Annotated in this window: 10 protein-coding genes; 2 read left to right on the forward strand and 8 right to left on the reverse strand. The window is 41.1% G+C overall.

Annotation, left to right across the window (positions count from 1 at the left end; all coding sequences use genetic code 11):
• Positions 1 to 821: phospho-N-acetylmuramoyl-pentapeptide-transferase (locus HZA38_02185; GenBank protein MBI5414300.1), on the reverse strand; the 821-nt coding region annotated here is incomplete at its 3' end.
• Positions 822 to 953: 132 nt separating this feature from the next.
• The gene (gene dnaB, locus HZA38_02190; protein ID MBI5414301.1) at positions 954 to 2303 is read right to left on the reverse strand and encodes a replicative DNA helicase; all 1350 of its coding nucleotides are present in this window, start codon (positions 2301 to 2303) and stop codon (positions 954 to 956) included.
• Between the two features lie 244 nt (positions 2304 to 2547).
• On the opposite strand from dnaB, the gene HZA38_02195 reads away from it, so the two are divergent.
• Entirely contained in the window at positions 2548 to 3657 is a 1110-nt protein-coding gene (locus tag HZA38_02195; GenBank protein ID MBI5414302.1) for a hypothetical protein, read from the forward strand.
• A gap of 120 nt (positions 3658 to 3777) precedes the next feature.
• Positions 3778 to 4479: a 50S ribosomal protein L1 gene (locus tag HZA38_02200; GenBank protein ID MBI5414303.1), complete on the forward strand. Its 702-nt coding sequence runs from the start codon at positions 3778 to 3780 to the stop codon at positions 4477 to 4479.
• 34 nt (positions 4480 to 4513) lie between these two features.
• On the opposite strand, the gene HZA38_02205 is transcribed toward HZA38_02200, so the two are convergent.
• The 6 genes from HZA38_02205 to HZA38_02230 all read right to left on the reverse strand — a co-directional run bounded on the left by HZA38_02205 (position 4514) and on the right by HZA38_02230 (position 18608).
• A complete protein-coding gene (locus HZA38_02205; protein MBI5414304.1) occupies positions 4514 to 5353 on the reverse strand; it encodes a D-alanyl-D-alanine carboxypeptidase in 840 nt (279 codons plus the stop codon).
• A gap of 107 nt (positions 5354 to 5460) precedes the next feature.
• The gene (locus tag HZA38_02210; GenBank protein MBI5414305.1) at positions 5461 to 6150 is read right to left on the reverse strand and encodes an FtsQ-type POTRA domain-containing protein; all 690 of its coding nucleotides are present in this window, start codon (positions 6148 to 6150) and stop codon (positions 5461 to 5463) included.
• Between the two features lie 254 nt (positions 6151 to 6404).
• On the reverse strand, positions 6405 to 6698 hold the full coding sequence (locus HZA38_02215) for a DUF167 domain-containing protein (GenBank protein ID MBI5414306.1): 294 nt from the start codon (positions 6696 to 6698) through the stop codon (positions 6405 to 6407).
• Between the two features lie 6 nt (positions 6699 to 6704).
• Positions 6705 to 7991 carry an AI-2E family transporter gene (locus tag HZA38_02220; protein MBI5414307.1) on the reverse strand — a complete coding sequence of 429 codons (1287 nt, stop codon included), beginning with the start codon at positions 7989 to 7991 and terminating at the stop codon, positions 6705 to 6707.
• Between the two features lie 41 nt (positions 7992 to 8032).
• Entirely contained in the window at positions 8033 to 8389 is a 357-nt protein-coding gene (locus HZA38_02225) for a hypothetical protein (protein ID MBI5414308.1), read from the reverse strand.
• A 22-nt stretch (positions 8390 to 8411) separates the two neighbouring features.
• Entirely contained in the window at positions 8412 to 18608 is a 10197-nt protein-coding gene (locus HZA38_02230) for a hypothetical protein (protein ID MBI5414309.1), read from the reverse strand.
• Positions 18609 to 18633: the final 25 nt, after the last annotated feature.

Here is an 18633-nt window from a genome sequence, read left to right on the forward strand (position 1 = left end):
AGTAGTGCGGAATCAATCATCATGGCAATAACCCCGAGTGTCGCGCCAAGAGCAAGTGATCCGGTATCTCCCATAAAATATTTTGCTGGAGGAATATTGTGCCACAAAAATGCTGCAATCGCGCCAATGATAACTCCGCAAAATATTGCAAGAAATGTGAATCCTTGCGCGTATGCAATCGCCACAAAAGTGGCATAAGCAATGATCAGAAGTCCGCCAGCAAGCCCATAAAGTCCATCGGTAATATTCACGGCATTTGCGGTGGAAACAATTACCAAAATAAAGAGAGGAATATACCAAAGACCAATTTCAAAATCTCCAACGCCCGGAACGTGAATCGAAGAATACTCAAGCTTAAATGCGAACCAAACGGCTCCCATGGTGGCAAAAAGAAGAGTGAAAAGAAATTTGGGAAGCGCTTCAAGTCCTCTTTTTTTTCCAATACCACGAACATTCAAAAAATCATCAATCCCTCCGAGAATTCCCATGGCAAGGAGTGTAAAAATAGGAAGATAGACTTCTCCTCTTTGGAGAATGGATTTTTCAATCACTCCGATAAAAGACAGAAACCTTGAAAAAAGAATCACTCCGAGAGTTGTTCCCCAAATGAGGACACCTCCCATAGTTGGAGTCCCTTCTTTTCCCAGATGGAGTGCGCGATAAACTTTCGCTACTTTTCCATCAATACTGTCATCGCGAATATTCTTTCGAATATTCCACTTTTGGAGAATCCTTACAAATGCAGGAGTTGCAACAAGGGTTACGAAAAAAGCAAAAACACTATAGCCAAAAAGTTCGAGAAGGAAGGGAATGTGAGTCATGATAATTTTAAATTTTGAAATTTCTAAATAAATTCTAATTTCTAATTTTTAAAATTGGTACGTTCATTTGCGTATTTCTTAGAAATTAAACATTAAGATTTATTTAGAAATTTCAAAATTTAAAATTAAAAATTATTCCCCATAGGCTTTCTCAATCTCATAGAACCTCATCTGAGTTTTATCGAATCTTAAATCCGTGTGCCCTGTGGGGCCATTTCGATGTTTTCGAATCCATACTTCGGTAATTCCGGGATAGTCAGAATCTTCGTTGTAATAATCATCGCGATAAATCATGAGCACCACATCAGCGTCTTGTTCAATAGCACCTGAATCACGAAGATCAGAAAGAATTGGCCTTTTGTCATTACGCGCTTCTACATTTCGTGAAAGTTGGGAAAGCGCAATAATTGGCAAATGGAGCTCTCTTGAGAGCGATTTAAGACTCCTGGAAATTTCGGAAATTTCCTGAACTCGATTTCCCATAAGAGACACTTGTCCCGAAGTCATGAGCTGGAGATAGTCAATCACAATCATATCCAGTCCATGCTCCATTTGAAGACGTCTTGCCTTTGCCCTGAGCTCAGAAATGCTGGATCCGACGGAATCATCTATAAAAATCGAAGCCGAATTGAGATCGCTCATCACCTGCCCCATACGCTGAAAATCCTCATCTTCCAATTTCCCTCTCTGAAGTTTCCACGAATCCACCGCCATTTGGGAAGCGAGCATCCTGTCGACAAGCTGTTCTTTCGACATTTCGAGTGAAAAAACTCCAATGGTCTTTTTTTGTCGAAGTCCAGCATGAAGGACAAAAGTAAGCGCCAGCGCTGTTTTTCCCATAGACGGCCTCCCGGCGAGAACAATGAGATCCGAAGACTGAAATCCTCCCAAAATCTTATCAAGTCCACGAAATCCGGTGGGAATACCTCGAATTTTTTGGGGATCATCCGATTCATGGAGTTCTGCGAAGAGTTCAAATCGGCTGCTCAGAATTTCTTTAATATGAATAAATCGATCTCTCAGAAAATTCTGAGAAATCGTGAAAATTTCTTTTTCTGCTTCTTCGAGAAGTTCTTCAACAGTCTTTTCTTCTATGTATCCGAGCCCTTTCACCGCATCTCCTGCACGAATTATTTTTCGCAGTGTTGATTTTTTCTTAACGATTTGGGCATATTCAAAAATATGACTTGCGGAAGGGACTTCTGTAGCAAGTTCTCCAAGCGTTGCTGCCCCTCCGACGATATCGAGGAGTTTTGTTTCCTCCAGAGCATCAACAAGCGTGATGATGTCAATTGGCTTCTGTTTCGTGAAAAGATCGGTCATTGCCTTATAAATATTCCCATTCGCTTCGGAATAAAAATCGTCAGGATTCAGAAGATCTGATATTTTGATGATGGATTCCGGATCGATGAGAATAGAACCGAGAACAGATCGTTCCGCATCGAGGGCCTGTGGAGGAACTAAATGTCGTGATGTCGTCATGGAGTACTCAAGGGAACGATACGAAATACAGAAATGATCAAATTACTCACGAGTTTATGAACAGAAGAATTTGCATTTCGGGCACTCATTCTTCCATAATTTCCGAGGAAAGGCGAGATGAATTTTTCTATCACTTTCTCAGGAATATCACTTTTAAATTTTCTGGGATTTATGCACTTGACAAGAATGCTAAATTATGCAAAAATCCATCTCCTTTTTTGAGATATACCAAAAAGAAAGCAATATGAAAGCTCCAAAATCTCTTCATCAGAGCGGCAAAAAAATAACATTTGCATACGCATATGTGCATGATCGATTCTCTCTTCTCCCATCATATTCAGACATCATATCACTCTGGGGACTCAAGATGAAGACTTTCGGAAGGAATCTCGTGTTCGGAATTCTGATTTTCTCAATACTCCTCACGATGGATATTTGGACTCCTGTTTTTATGGATTTTATAAAAACCGCACCAAGAAAAGGACTCCAAACGATCGAGCAGGGCGGAGCGGGAGTACGTTCTTTTGTCAGAAGCTTGATGCCAAAGCCTCTTCCTCAAGTTGATGGAGGCATGTATCTTCGAAATATCAGCGCTGCGGCTCTTCATGAAATATCTGCTTCATGGGCTCTTCACATTGAGGTACTTTCTCAGAAACTTGGAGTGCTCGAAACTTTTCGCTTCCTCCCGAAGTTTATTGAAAAAAATCCTGATATTTTTGCAAAATCCATTCCTTCTGATGGGGCAGGAATCCGATATATAGAAGAAAAACTGATAACGCCATTTGATGGTTTTCCATTAAATGGATCACGTCTCATGAGAGCACTTTCTCTTCCATTTGCAGAAAAAGAATCTGCTTTTCCTCCTCGTTTTGAAAAAGATATTATTCTCCTGAAATCACTGACCAATTTCAACAACACAAATATCCAGAAGTATCTTTCTCTTGCAGGAGAGAGAACTCAAAAACTTACCGAATATCTTGAGTATGGAAAAAGCTTGCAGACGAGTGCAAGGAGTACTCTTGCCAATATTTCTGCAAAAAGAAAAGTCTTAGAAAGTTCGGAACAGACGCTAGAAACTTCTTCAAAAGAAGCTCAGGCGAATTTTGTGAAATATCTCGATGCGTATCTTGTTCAAGAAACTGACGAGAGTTTGCAGGACTTTATCTCAAGAAAACAACAGGCGGTGGATAAAAGAGCAAATGCGGGCTATTTGAAAACACTTGAGGGACGATATATTTCCGGTTTACAAACGCTGGAACGTAATTTAGATGCTGTGGAAAAGAATAAAGAAGCGCTTACTCTCGGAGTAAAGGTAACGCAGGTGAAAGGAGTAGATTTGGGGCTTATTCAATAAGGAAACTTTTCTGAGTACGTTTTTACTTTTCTTCCTGTCTGTTTTTGCATACAATACACGGGCTTTTTGTGGGAGCCCTTTTATTCAGGGCGTTTGTACCACATCTTTTATCCCATTTTTATGAAGAAACACGGCAAAAAATACAGGGCTGCCCTTGAAAAAATTGGCGATCCGAATAAAGCTCGTTCCCTTCCTGAAGCGGTGAATTTGATAAAGACCACTTCTCCCACAAAATTCGATGCGACAATTGAGATTCATCTTAGGACTGGTTGTGATCCGAAACAAGCGGATGAAATGGTGCGAGCAGTTCTTGTGCTCCCTCATGGTACGGGGAAAAGTAAGCGAATAGCTGTTTTTGGCGATGCCACTGAGCAAGAAAAAGCAAAAAAAGCAGGCGCTGAAGTTGTTGGAGGAGAGGAGCTCATCACAAAAGTAGAAAAGGGGAACATCGATTTTGAGGTTGCAATTGCAACACCAGAAATGATGAAAAAACTCGCAAAAGCTGCAAAAGTGCTTGGACCAAAAGGACTCATGCCTTCTCCCAAATCAGGCACTGTTACCACTGATGTAACAAAAGCAGTAGAGGAAATTAAAAAAGGGAAAATTGAATTTAAACTCGATAAACAATCTCTTATTCATTCTATTCTCGGAAAAACTTCTTTTTCGGAAAGTGCGATTTTAGAAAACTTAAAGGCTTTCCTCAAGGCCTTGAAAGAGGCGAAACCGAGTGGAGTAAAGGGGACTTACATTGAGAGTATGTATCTCACCACCAGTATGGGACCTTCTGTCGCTTTGAATATAAGCGAAGCAATGTCGGTGTAGTATTTCTGGAGAATATCGGGAATCCAACAAATTTCTACTGGATCGCTGTTTCTGGCGGTTTTACTGGAAGGAACGGTCTCAGCATGGTCTTCACATCATGAAATCGATCAGTACTCCCGAGAACGATCACGAGTACTTCTTGGCGATCATTTTTTATAAGTGCAATAAGGCATTGTCCGGCCTTGTCGGTGGTTCCCGTTTTCACGCCATACACAGGAAATGGTGAAAAAAGGAGTTCATTTGTACTGGTGAGGGCATGCTGAGTGCCTCCATCTACAGAAAAAACTGTCTTTTTTTTCATGCGAATTATCTCTCGAATTTTCGGATATTCCAGAATTTTTCTCGTGAGAATTGCGAGATCAGCAGGCGAAGAATAATGCTGATCAGCATCAAGCCCGTGTGGATTCTGAAAATGTGTGTGCTGCATTCCCAGGTAATACGCTCTCATATTCATTTCTTTTACAAATGCCTCCTCTGATCCAGAGTGATATTCAGCAAGGACATGAGCCGCGTCATTGCCGGACGGAATGAGGAGACCATTCAGGAGATTCTCAATCGTGATCTTCTCCCCGGGAACAACTTTCATTTTTGCTCCTAAAATATTCTGAAAAGACGAGGACACGGTTACAACTTCTGACATGTCATGAGATTCCACAATGATGAGGGCTGTCATGAGTTTTGTTAAGCTTGCTATCGCCCGTTCCTCCTCAACATTTTTTCCCCAAATAGGAGTTCCTGAAGCAACGTCAACAATAATGGCAGCGGGGGCAGAAATGACAGGGTGAAAATTTGGCATCACGAAAGCAGGCGCGGATATTTCAAAATTCTGCTCGAGCGCAGAATACGGGAAATGTGAATCTGTTGGAATTGTCATCAAAAATGCTAATGATAATAAAGAAAGAATTTCCCCCATAGGAGCCTCTGATAAGTTAAGAAAAAGGTCAAAATTACTTTCGATCACGCACTGATGAGGAAACTCTATTATTTCGGTTTATAAATAAGCTTTCCAGGAACACGAAGATCGATATATTCAAGACTCATTTCAAAAAGTTTTACTTCACGAAGCGCTTTTGAAATTTTTAAAATTTGCTCCTCAAAAGGCGAGCTAAAATCACACCAGAACTCTACACCATTTTCAGAAATAAAGTGAACTTCTTGCGCATCTCTGAGGAGCTCAGCAGAAACCACGGGAGATGAAATTTGTTCCGCAAGTAAATCTTTTGCGCTGAGCACTTTCTGAAGACGGTCAGCATTAAATACTTCGTACCCAAAATACATTTCCCGAGGGGAATTTTTCACTCTTTCTTGAATCAAAAATGCCTTTCCCTCATCTTCAGGCTCTGTTACGCTTACCCTCCCGAGAGAATTAAGAAAAATAGGAGTATTCGGAATTTTTACTGCCCTATCATTTGGAATCGAAGGAGTTTGAGGCTCTTCTTTTGTTTGGAGAGAGAATTCCCACTTCACAAGAATAGGATATGTTTCAACAGTAACCTGAAGAGTACGAGGAAGATTTCGTTCTATATCTACTGTTTTAATTTCCGGAAATTTTTTTATAATTTTTTCGCTGAGATTTTTTTTTGAAAGCAAAAAAATGTTCTGCCCTTTATACGGAAGCAATAATGAAGTGATTCCTTCAACATTTGCGCGAAAATCACGGCGAGTAAGCATGATTTCCTCAATTGAAAAAAAGTGCGAAAAAAAGAAAAAAATTGCGCAGGTAAGGAAAATTAGACCGCCTCCAATTACGCCATAAAAAACAGATCGATATTTTTTCCACAGAAATCCAATTGATCTATTCTCTGCTTTCGTTATTCCATTCTCAAAAATCTTTTGGCGTTTTTTCCTGAGAAGCAGAGAATAATTACTGTCCTCTTTTTTTAGAAAAAGTGCCGGAATTCGTTTTTTTCGGGACCTGAAAATACTCATGTGGTGAAAAAATGTTTCGCGCGCGAAGAAGAAGCAGGAGGAAGTAAAAGTTTTATTATTTTCTTTCTCTCTTTTTCTCCTTGGATAATTTCAGCGTGAATGTTTCCTTTTTTCTTTAAAAATTTCAAGAGTTCCACATTCGCTTTCCCATTCTCTGGAACAGAAGCTATGCGTATTTTCCAGGTTCCATCCGCCATTTTTCCGACGATCTCAGTTTTTTTGGCTCTCGGAATTACCTTGAGCGCTATTACTCCTCGCGCCAAAATTTCCTGAAAAAATTTCGTATCCATCTGGAATCATTTTTTTGAGAAAATGCCATTTTTTTCTGAAGATTTTTTTACAAATATATTTCTGTCGCGGGGCGAATAATCACTCACAAAAACAGAGACAACTGATGCGAGTGGAACAGCCATCATCATTCCGACAATTCCCAGAAATTCCCAACCGATGAGCATGGCAATGATCGTGACCACCGGGGAAATTCCCACTGTTTTCTTCATGATGAGCGGAATAATTATATTGCCGTCGATGAGTTGTATGCTTATATAAAAAATCACCGTTGCAATTCCGACAGAGAATGATTCATTAAACGCCACGGGAGCTGCTGATGCAAGAGCAAAAATTGGACCAATATACGGAAGAAATTCACCAAGTCCCGCAATGAGCGCAAGTGTAACAGCATATTTTATGCCAATAATACTGAGTCCTACATAGGCAATGATTCCAATAACGAAAAAAAGGACAATCTGACCATGGATCCATTCGGAGATTTTTCTGTGCACCATGCGTGATTTTAAGAGGATGTATTCCTCATACTTTTTCGGAAAGAGTTTTACAAAAAAATCGGTAATATTCTCTTTTTCCACGACAAGAAAAAATGTAAGGATGATGACGAGAACAAATTGGAAGATACCGCCAAGCACCGCCGCGAGAAAAGAAAGCCCTTTTCCAGCAACAGTAGTAAATTGTTCAAAATACCCACCAACATTGTCAGTAACAAAGTTCGTAATAGTGGTTTGAAGCTCTGCAGGATCTACTTGTTTCAGATAATTCTCTATCACAGGAATCGCATTTTTGATAACCTCCTGCATCCATATCGGAAGTCCTGAAAAATCTTCATCCCCTAACTTCTTTGCAAATAGTGTAATTCCTTCCCACATTTTTGCGACTTCTTCAGCGATAATCGGAATAAGCCCTCCCAAAATTCCCACAAAGAAAGAGAAAATGAGAATAAGGAGAACAAAAAAACCAACAGGCCTCGGAATGTGCCATTTTTCGAGCCGATTGACTCCAGGATTAAAGACAATAGCGAGGAAGGCTGAGAAAAAAAGAAGAAGAAGAATGTTGGTAATTCTTCCCAAAAAGGAAACCATGAGAAATGCCGTTAGGATAATCATCACGACCTTCACTACGCTCCACGAAGAAAACTCAAAAATAATCCTTTCAATTTTTTCTTCACTTGGAAGACGACTATTTTTTTCAAGAACATGAGTTTCCCGTTCATTATTCAGGAGACGCGCTTGGAGATTCTGTATTTTTTGCTGCAGTCTTGCGAACGCGTTCGAGAGGTGTTTTATTGGCATGCGGAAAGAAAAAATCAGAGAAAGCAGAGGAGAAAAATATATCAACTTCGTTCTGTAAGGAGAATAATAACCACATCTACAGCAGCCCATGCAAGCACAATAATAGTAAATCCAATAAGTGCATTTTTGATGGAATCTTTTCCTTTTTCCTTTGCATCTTCTGTGGGCATGATGTAGCGATATCCGCCGATCATCATGTAAATAACTGCTGAGAGTCCGGCTGCACCAAGACCGAACTGCGCGAGATAGAGTCCATAGGCAAGAATCAAATTCCAACTAAATTCTCCCGATTGAAACGCTTTTGCAAGTTCTGTGTCACCGCCCGGAATGAGGCTAAATACGTCCAGAGAAGGAAGTGCATGAATCACACCAGCAATAATTTCAAGAATCTCTTTCATGCGAGGAGGAGAAATATATATTCTATCGTACCGTCTCTGTTGTTTCTAGCGTTGTAGGAAGTGTAAACCCAATGGGAGGATTTTCTAAGAGACCTCTGTTTTGCATAATGATCACGGCTGATTTATAGAGCTTGTCGTAGAGTGAGATCTTTGGATTCGACGTCGGATCTACGAGCTGCCCACTTTCGGGATCATAGCTCAAAACATTCATCCAGTTTCGACCATCAAAAAGCAGTGCTTCTTTTGCTCCTGGTTGCGTTAGCCATTTCTTCTCGCCTTTTGGTGTACAATCTACCCCATAATTACCATAACTGTATGTGGCTCTAAGATTGGGGTCATCAGGAAATATGGTACATTCAGCCTCTTCCGGTCCTTCATTTGCACAGATATCGGGAATACCATTTCCATTGCTATCAGAACATGCATCGAACAAGTCAGCAACTCCATTTGTATTGAGATCATCATTTGCCGCAAATGTGCGAACAAATTTTCTCATCTTTTTGAGATCAAATCGCTCGGCAATTTTGAGGCGCGTATCTGCATCTGTATCTAGAGAAGCGTAGGATTCAATGTTATAAGGCGATGAAGCATCTTTATACGGCATAAAAAGATATGGGAAATTTGGAATTCCTACGATACTACTCGGAGTTGCGTCTTTTGTCTTGCTCGATCCTCCTGCGGTATTTTGTGAAGCAAATACGCCATAGAGGAAAAGTTGATTCTTGAGTTTTGCCTGCCAAGCGTCCGTGTTTTTTGCATAAGCAAATCCGTCAAATATCCCGAGAGTTTCATCCATAGTAAGAATCGATCCTTCTGCATATACGACAGCAGAAATATTGGTTACGCTTGGATCAATCAAAAGATTCCCATATTGGTTGTATTCCGCTGTGCCCAAAAGATCACGTTTTTTGAGGAGAATAATTCCTAAATTTGAATCTCCCATAATGTTTCCCTTAAGATAGAGATTTACGCCTTCAAGAATGATTGTTTTTGGAGCTCCTGTAAGATCACTACTCCCAGTTATGGTAATAGTATACCCATCATGATCCGCACCGCTGCCGCTTTCTGTAAACCATATTACTGATCCTTGCGAGGGATCATCCGTAACTAAAAGTTTTCCTTGTGTGTTTCCTTGCTCAAAAAGTTCGTTAATACTCAAAAAACTTATTCTCGGTGATAATGCTATATTAAATGTAAGAACATTCGTATCTGGAGCAAACTCTTCTGGAGCATGAGTTGGGTGCTGAGGACTACTCTCACCATATCCTCGCGTGAGTTCAGCAACATTTCTCCTCATAATTTCATTTATTTCCTTCGAATTAAGCACGTCCTCTTCAAATGATACTGCATTTGATGTATTTGTCGTTTCTATTTCCTCTTCCACCACTTCTTCTCCGTGCGTAGCTCCTACTACAGAAAGTTTGAGTTTATCAATCGGTGGAGTTGGGCACTGACCAGCTTCAAAGTCACAGTATGTGCAAGAGGGATTAGGAGGTGAAGTATCTGGAGCACAACTTGGAGAGAAAACTGGAGAGGATTGATACATCACAATGTTGGTGCTATCACATGTACTTCCACTAAGACAGTATGAAATGTAAGAAATATAAGCAACGCGATCAGTCGTTTCAAGTGTTGACTCGATATTTGGAATAAAGCGCATGAAAAAAGTTTCAGGATTTCCTGCAACACGGAAGAGATCACTCTCCCCACCTCGTTCATGCTGAGTCAAATTCCATTCGGCATTCACTAAAAATGACCTCAGACCCTGAAATGCTGTCCCTGCGGTCGACTCAGAAATTTCAAAGAAATTCGGGAGAGGAGACGCTCCTGGTATAAAATCAGCAGTGTCCGGATAAAAAGCATTGAAAACAAGTTTCCCGGTACTCAGCATGTTATCAGGCTGAATCACCACAACGAGCCTTTGAAGCCAATGAGCGTCTGCTATTGCTTGGGTTCCTATTTTTTCTACTTCTGTATTTATATTCGATATTTGTCCTTCTACGACGGTATCATCTACAAATTGAGCAGATGCTTGCACAAGAGAATCAAAATTAACGGCATATTGAAGAGGACTATCTGCGGGCGGAGAAAGAGTTGTCCCTGTATCAAAAGTCATAAATGGTTTTTGTATTCCGGGAGTCACATCTGATCTGGCTTGTGTTATAGCGCCAATTCCAAGTAATTTTCCATCTCTCGTGATATCACTCTCTGTCGGAAGAATCCTTGTAAAAGTCAGATCTTCGAGTATGAGCCTATTATCATCGGCTTCTGCGGTACCAGCATATGTCGTTGGTGCCTGTGAAAATAATTGAAAACTGAAGGTATTCACTCCATCTCCTGCTGGGATTTTTTTGTGCATCTTTTTCAAATGTGGATCCACAGGTATGACTTCCGAAGCATTGATATCGGGAAGGTATCGAGTGGAATTCCCTGATGTTGATGCTCCCGGATATGTGGCTGCCTCATCGAGAACTTGAAGACGAGAAATGGTATCAAAAAATTTAAACTCAAAATCGTTCGTTACGACATTAAATGCCGGCTTAAACCAAAGTGGCTCCCGAAACGCTACCGCATTCCCAAATGTATCTTTGAGGGCAGCTGTAAATTTGTAGTTATCTCGATTATCTCCAATAGGAATTAAATTTCCACTTGGAGTATTTTTTCCCACAACAGCTGAGGAAGCCCCAGAGCTACAGTTTGCCCAACATGGATCTCCGGGAATAACCTGGTAGACGAGCGGATCTTCGGTCGCAACATGTTCTAAAATAAGATCGCTTGCATTTGCAGAATTTTTTATTCGTATTTTTGGAGAACTCTCCACCATGCTTCGAACGATTTCTGACCTCGTAATAACTCGATCATAGATATACACTTCATCAATCTGTCCTGGAAAATTTGCCGTCTTAAAGAAAGGAGCTATAGCGCCAGCGCTTCCAATGGAAATTGGCTTTGCTCCAAGATCGAGTACTCCGACAGTTTTTACATCGGTTGATCCTCCCAAATCTAAATCTCCATCAATATACAGTGTTTCCTTTCCCGATTTATTCACTGTTACAGTTACAAAATGCCAATCATTTACGGTTATTCTTGAGGATTTTACTTCTCTTGTATCCATTTTAAAGGCAATTTTCATTTCCTTGCTTCCTTCTTCCATTCCGTATAAGCCCCAAGCATCAGGATTGTCCCCAATTTTTCCCGGTGCATCTTGAACAATAATCGGATATCTTCCATTATCTGCTAAGTCGTTTATGTTTATTTTTATCCACGCGGAAAGAGAAAAGTTTGTATTCGAAAGATTGATTGCATTATTCGGAAGAGCAATTGATGGCTGTGCTCCTTGAAAAAGTACTGCTTGCCCACTCTGACCAATACTTGGCAATTCCCCTTTGTTCGCAGGTGTTCCATTTTTTCCATTTCCGCTCATATCTAATGCCGTGAGTTTTCCATTTTCATCAACATCAAATGGAATGTACACAAGAGGTTCTGGTTTCCATCTATTTATAACCTGCATAATTTCATCTCGGGAAAGCGCTCTGTTAAAAATTCTTGTTTCATCAAGAGCGCCAAAAAAATCTTCATTCCCCCATCCTCCCAGCCGAAGATAGCTTTGAGATGTGACAAGAGTTCCTAAATTTGCGCTTTGCGTCTGGACACCAACTACATTTCCATCCACATAGATCTTCCCACCACTTGCATCGAATGTTGCAGCAAGATTATACCACCTGTCGAGCTCAAGCGGCTCATCGCCATATATGAAATAATTTCCTGGAGGAGTGGAAGTTGTTACATAAAATTGCGGATTCGTCCCGGCATTATTCGTCGCTCCATTTCCAAACTCGAGGAGCCAGTCAGCATTATTTTTACGGATCATTGTCTGTGAAGCAGCATTCAGTTTCACCCATGTCATAACTGTGAGTGCATTCGTGATATTCAATGAATTTGAACTTGGGATATTAATAAAATCATTCTTCCCATGAAATTCCGCGGCTTTTCCATGATTCCCATCGACAAAAGAAACCGCTCCTGAAACTGTACCAGTATTTCCCATCCCGCTCATATCTGCTCCAAGATTTCCTGCGTTTTTATATGGTGTATAGAGGACAAGACCATCGGTTATGTCTTTTGCAGAGGGAGTCGCTACTTCACCATTCACAAAGTAAAGCCCTCTTTTCGAAGCAATAGGATTTTCTAGCCTCATATTTAGGGTAATTACTTGGTTGTTTTTTATGCAACCTGATGAATTATAATCGATACCGGGAACAAAATTTTGACCACCAGCAATATACGTTTCCATGTTGCCACCGCTACGAAAATCCGCTACAAAATTTGCTACTGTTCCATTTGTAATAGAATCAACATCGAGTGCATCAAGGTCAAATTCCAATTTTCCTCCGCCGCACTCTACCAAGTCGCCACCTGCTCCCGGCCCGACTATTTTTGCAATCGGAATTTCTACGTTATCTCCAGCAGAGATAACATTACTCGCTCCTATAACCTCTGGAATAAGCCCAATTACGCCATCTGACCATTCCGACCAATCTGACGTGGCGCCACTCTCATCTCTTGCTTGCACCTTAATATAATATCTTACATTCGCTACAGGATCCCCTGCTCCGCCGGCGCCGCTTCTATTTTCATCTTGCCAAACAAAATGCGTATCGTAATCCCTTTTTGCATCTGCGAATAAAATACAATTATCATTGCCTGGATTTCCCGGGAGAGCTTTTTTTGCCTCATCAGCAATACATACTTTATGTCCTTTTATGCCAGATGCCTTTACTGATGGAAATGATTCCCATTCAAAATAGAAAACAAGATCTGAAGAGGCATACCCCTCATCTCGAGGAATGGAAACATAGGGTTTTTTGTCCGAAAAATTGATATCATCAGATGCGATATTCGAAATATTTCCCGCTCTATCGAGAAATCGCGCATATACCGGACGCTGTTTTCTCTGATCATTGCAGCCGGGATTATCACCTGATGAACCTGCTGCTTGCGTGTCACCACTGATAAGATTAAAACTATAGATGAGAGGAGAAGCAGGAAAAGGAAGTGTGCGTGTCCATGTGGTTCCATTACATGAGAGCTGCATTTGAGATACTCCCGAAGTAACATCTGTGGCGGTGAGGGTAAGTGATACATTTGCGTCACTTGTTTTGGCAGCACCGGCGTTAATAACGAGAGATGCGACATTTGGAGGAGTTTTATCAATATACAGCGGTCCAAAATGCAAGGTATTTGCAGCCACTTCCCAATTCCCCGCATTATCTTTTGGGAGAACATTGAAGTAAATGTTATTCCCATCTGCAAGACTGGCTGCAGGCGTATTATTCTGAATATTCTCTTGAATAATAAGGAGCGTGGGCGGCGTGTTTGGAGGAGTAATGTTCTGTATTCCTACTGACCACGATGTAGCGTACTCATCAAGTCCAGAAAGGGCTGCTACTGACTGAATCCCTCCGAAAATTTTAAATTCTGTGATGACGCTATTATTATTTGGCGCATTACTTCCCTGAACTTTTATTTTTATCCCCGTAGCGGAGACTGGCGGAAAAGAAATTTGGACAATATCTTGTCCTGTGAGCGTTACATGATTTCCAGTAACTCCCCCTGCCACTACTTTATTTCGGAAAAAAAGTCCTGAAAGATTTTGCCAATTCCCAGCAACAGCAGGATTTGCATCTGTCGTGTAATACAGGTAAAAATCATCTGGATTATGATCTGCCCGATCAACTCCACTCAGTATTTCAATGGAATTTACATTTTTTAGAGCCGCCAATTTATAAACTCCTTCTGACGGAATAACGGCATTATATGCCCATCCATTTGAGTTCGTGGTGAGTGTTCCATCAATACTTTCTGAAATATCAAAACTTGCTTGATTTGTGGTTGCAATCGCACTTCCCCCTTGACTTGCTGCAGCGTAATTTATTGTATCATTTATAGCCGTGGAATTATTCCCCTGATAATCAGTTGCTTTGAATTGATAAAAATATGTAGCTCCTTGATCGAGCGAATCCTTCCAATATACTGTGGGCAGATTATTTCGAGACCAGCTTGAAGCGTTTCCTCCCTTTGTTCCAAAAATTTTGAATTCTGTGAGAACACTGTTGTTATTTGCCGTGTTACTCCCCTGAATTTTTATTTTAAGAGCTGTCGCATACAAAGGCGTGAATGAAAGCTGTACGAGATCTTGTCCAATGAGGGTTACATGATTTCCGTTAATGACGCCATTTACAGTAGTATTTTTAAAGGCAATTCCCGCGAGAGGTTGCCAATTTCCATTGAGAGCTGGATTTGCATCTGTGGTGTAATAAAGATAAAAATCATCTGGATTATGATCTGCCCGATCAACTCCACTCAGCATTTCAATGGAATTTACATTTTTCCCAGTCGCCATCTTATAAACTCCTTCCGACGGAATAACAGCATTATACGCCCATCCGTTTCCACTCGTGGTGAGCGTATCGTCAATGCTTTCTGAAATGTTATAATTATCCTGATTGGTGCTCGCTATCGCACTTCCCCCTTGACTTGCTGCTGCAAGATTTGTTGTATCACTCGTTATTACCGGAAAAATTTTGAACTCTGTAATGACACTGTTTTCATTTGCTGCCCCATTGCTCCCCTGAATTTTTATTTTGAGAGCGGTCGCGTACACAGGAGTAAATGAAAGCTGTACCAAGTCTTGCCCCGTAAGTGTAACGCGATTTCCGTTAATGACTCCATTTGCAACTGTGTTTTTAAAAGAAATTCCTGCGAGATTTTGCCAATTTCCATTAAGAGCTGGATTCGCATCAGTAGTGAAGAAGAGGAGGAAATCATTAGGATTAAGATCTGCACGATCAACGCCACTTAATATTTCGAGAGAATTTATACTTTCTCCCCCCGCCATTTTGTAAATTCCTTCTGAGGGAATGACATTATTATACGCCCATCCATTTCCACTTGTGGTAAGTATGCCATCAATGCTTTCTGAAATGTCGTAATTCGCCTGATTGGTACTCGCTATAGCGCTTCCCCCTTGACTTGCCGCTGCAAGATTCACTGTGCTACTTGTCGTTCCTGCTCCGAGAAATAGGTCTTTTGGGGGAGCTGGAGGAAGGAGATCTTTTGCTGCTGTGTCATCGTAAGACGTTCCCGTAATTTTTGCTTCAATTTGGACAAACGGTTCGCTTTCACTCGCTGAACGAGAAATTGCGTAGGAGAGTCCTTTGAGATTTGAGAGATATGAAGAATTGACATTACTCCATGATTTTACGTTATACACCCAGTTGTGAGCAAAATAATCTCCGGTAGAAAAACAATTGGCTCCATTTGGCTGTCCGCCTTTTGCGTACACACATCCTGTTGCAGCACCATTTCCATCATACATAATGTCCATGGTGTACCAACCGCTATTTGGAGCAGCGGTAAAAGAGAGGAGAGGATACGTATAAACTCCATTGTCTTTCCTATATTGCGCCTTAAAAGCTCCAGTTGGACCATCGTAAAGAATGGCGAATCTATTCACACTGAGATTCGCTCCATCATCATTATCGAGTGCAATGACAACGGGAAGTCCAGTGTTTGCGCTTGGATAAAAATCAACGGTAAATCGCTCAGCTCCTGAAAAAGATGCTGTTGATTTTATGCCCTTATATCCTCCAGTAGTACTAATTTGAACTGACGGAGCCGAAGCTTTTGCAACGCCAAAGGTTATATTACTCAAATCGGCCGTAGTAGATGCCCAAAATCCATTATTTGCAGAAAAATCAGTACTGATGTGTTCTGAAGGTATCCATGAGAGCGCAACTTTATTTCCAGACGAAGAATATGCAGAGGTGAAAGTGGGAGCGATTGGAGCTGTCCGATCAAAAGTAATAAAAGATTTGACAGTATTACTTGCAAATCCGAGAAGATCCTCAGCATGAAGTGTCGCCTCATACCATTTGTTGTCCAGAAGATTCTGAAGCGAAATAGGGGTTACGGAATTAGCGCTCGGTACGGGGAATGTAGCACCATCCAAAGATATAAGAGTAGGGGGTGAGGAAAAATTCACTCCTACTCCGATAGCGCCATCTGAAAGCGACGTCCAACTGAGATCTGCCCATCCTTGCGCTGAATTTATTGGAGCTTCACTTTTTGCAACTGCTAAGAAATTATCAGTAGGAGCTGTGCCATCAGCACCAAAATCTTTATTATAATTGGTAAAATCACTCACATTCCCGACGGCATCAACGGCTTTGGTGGCAATATCGAGGACACGCCCAAAGTCTCCGAAATTTGCTTTGGGGATAACGGTAAATATTACTGTCCGTTCTCCTGCTGACACCGAAGTAGTGCATCCTGTCAAATCAATAAATTCTGCTCCATTATTACTAAACTTTTCTGCCTTTCCTCCTCCTGTACAGTCCATGCGATTTGTGGAATTCGCGTCTAAATAGGTTGTCCCACTATTCCATGCAAAATATCCGCGTTTTGTGTTCACATTTCCGCCATCATATATATATGCCTGGATATTTTGAACACCACCACACCCGGTATCGGTAGCTTTTGCGGTGATATTGTACGATGTTGGTCCGCCAATTCTCCAGTAGTTATTTATCCCAGAAGTAATGGCAGGAGATGATTTTGTGGGCGCAGCGGTATCAATAGTTATTCCATCTGACCATGGGACAACTGGTGTAACCCAGTCACTGCTCCACATAACTGGATCGACATTATTATTTTTACAACGATATTGATAGTAATATTTTTGTCCATTTTGAGCACTATTGGTCCAAGTATAATCTCCATCATTTCCTACATCTCCTGACCAGTCCCACCCATCCTGTTTATCTCGATCAATATGACCTTCACAGGTTTGAACTCCTGATTCTGGATCACTTGGAGTTCCAGTAAATGTAATTGTTGTAGATGCCGTGCATAATCCTTGGTCAGTTGCAACTGGAGTGACTGGTGGTGTTCCATCACACTGTAAATTTATCGGAGAATTCGTCAATTTTGGATTAGTTCCACCCGTTTCATTGCCATTTGCATCAATATCTACTGCATATGCATATATTGGGTGATTCCCCCAATTTTTGAGTCCAGCAGGAGTTGCATAATTGAAACGATGTGATCCTGTTATTCCACCACAGGCTGCTTTAATGGCATCACTATCAGCCTGATTATACCCGGCTTGATCTGCAGTTATTTGTGCAAGAAATACGCCACCTCCTCCAATGGGACCATCTTGATACAAATTTACCTTGAGAGCTTGGCTATACTTATTCCCATCACATGCCCATCCAGCAATTCTCCAGCAGTTGGAGACATCGTGGTAACCAATGGGAGCGATAATATTTGGATTAACAATGACATCATTTTTCGTAGCGAAATTATTCGTGCTATTCCAATAGACTCGAAGTTTCACCGTGTAAGTTCCCGCCGCGGGATAAGAATGAGTTGCTGTATTTGTTCCCTGTCCAAGTGTGTCACTTGCATCTTCACCATTTCCCGTCCAATCCCAGTTAAAAATCGGTCCATTCGCACACCATTCATTTGGATTACTCGTTGTTGCAGAAAAATTAATATTTTGATCGGTAACTGCTGGCGAAGGATTTGCAGTAATAGCGCTCAGAGTAAATTCACAACGTCTATTACTCGCATCTATAGTAAATTGACTTGTGGCAGTGGTGCATGGTCCCCCATACAAGTTACACGCGGTAACGGCAGCGGTATATGTTCCCGGTCCCAAAGTAGAAACATTGAGTACCTTAGCCCCATCAAAAGTCCCAGGTGTGCCGGGAAAAGGTTGATATGGTTCGGTGTAAGGAGCACAAACTACATCACTGGGATCACCATCTGTTATACGAGTGAAATTAATGTTTTCACTAATTGCGGTTCCCTGAACCAATGCCGTCCCAGAGGGCTCAAGATAGTAAGGATCACTAGAGATAAATGACTCTTTGAAGCAGGGCATTTGATCTATATTTGGCGGCGTGCAGTCTGTACATTTCGCCTGGAGATATCCCGATTCCCCGTAATTATTCACCGTAATGGCAAGATTATTTTGAGCTGCATCAAGAGAGGTGCTTATTTGAAAAGCAGGCCTCATAGTAAACGCTTGAGCAAATTCCGCAAGAGCCTCACTATTAAAAGCCAAAAGACCAGCTCCAAAAATTACACTTCCGTACAAAATATGTTTTTTCGGAAGTGATTCAAGAATTGTATTTTTGAAAAATGTTCGCATGTACCGATCCAAAAAAGAAAAATCA

The sequence above is a fragment of the Candidatus Peregrinibacteria bacterium genome, from assembly GCA_016220175.1.
In the GTDB taxonomy this organism is placed as follows: domain Bacteria; phylum Patescibacteriota; class Gracilibacteria; order CAIRYL01; family CAIRYL01; genus JACRHZ01.

Coding starts and splice junctions, on each gene's coding strand:
- HZA38_02195 (MBI5414302.1), top strand. CDS start 2,548: ATGAAAGCTCCAAAATCTCTTCATCAGAGCGGCAAAAAAATAACATTT.
- HZA38_02205 (MBI5414304.1), bottom strand. CDS start 5,353: ATGACAATTCCAACAGATTCACATTTCCCGTATTCTGCGCTCGAGCAG.
- HZA38_02225 (MBI5414308.1), bottom strand. CDS start 8,389: ATGAAAGAGATTCTTGAAATTATTGCTGGTGTGATTCATGCACTTCCT.
- HZA38_02230 (MBI5414309.1), bottom strand. CDS start 18,608: ATGCGAACATTTTTCAAAAATACAATTCTTGAATCACTTCCGAAAAAA.
- dnaB (MBI5414301.1), bottom strand. CDS start 2,303: ATGACGACATCACGACATTTAGTTCCTCCACAGGCCCTCGATGCGGAA.
- HZA38_02210 (MBI5414305.1), bottom strand. CDS start 6,150: ATGCTTACTCGCCGTGATTTTCGCGCAAATGTTGAAGGAATCACTTCA.
- HZA38_02215 (MBI5414306.1), bottom strand. CDS start 6,698: ATGGATACGAAATTTTTTCAGGAAATTTTGGCGCGAGGAGTAATAGCG.
- HZA38_02200 (MBI5414303.1), top strand. CDS start 3,778: ATGAAGAAACACGGCAAAAAATACAGGGCTGCCCTTGAAAAAATTGGC.
- HZA38_02220 (MBI5414307.1), bottom strand. CDS start 7,991: ATGCCAATAAAACACCTCTCGAACGCGTTCGCAAGACTGCAGCAAAAA.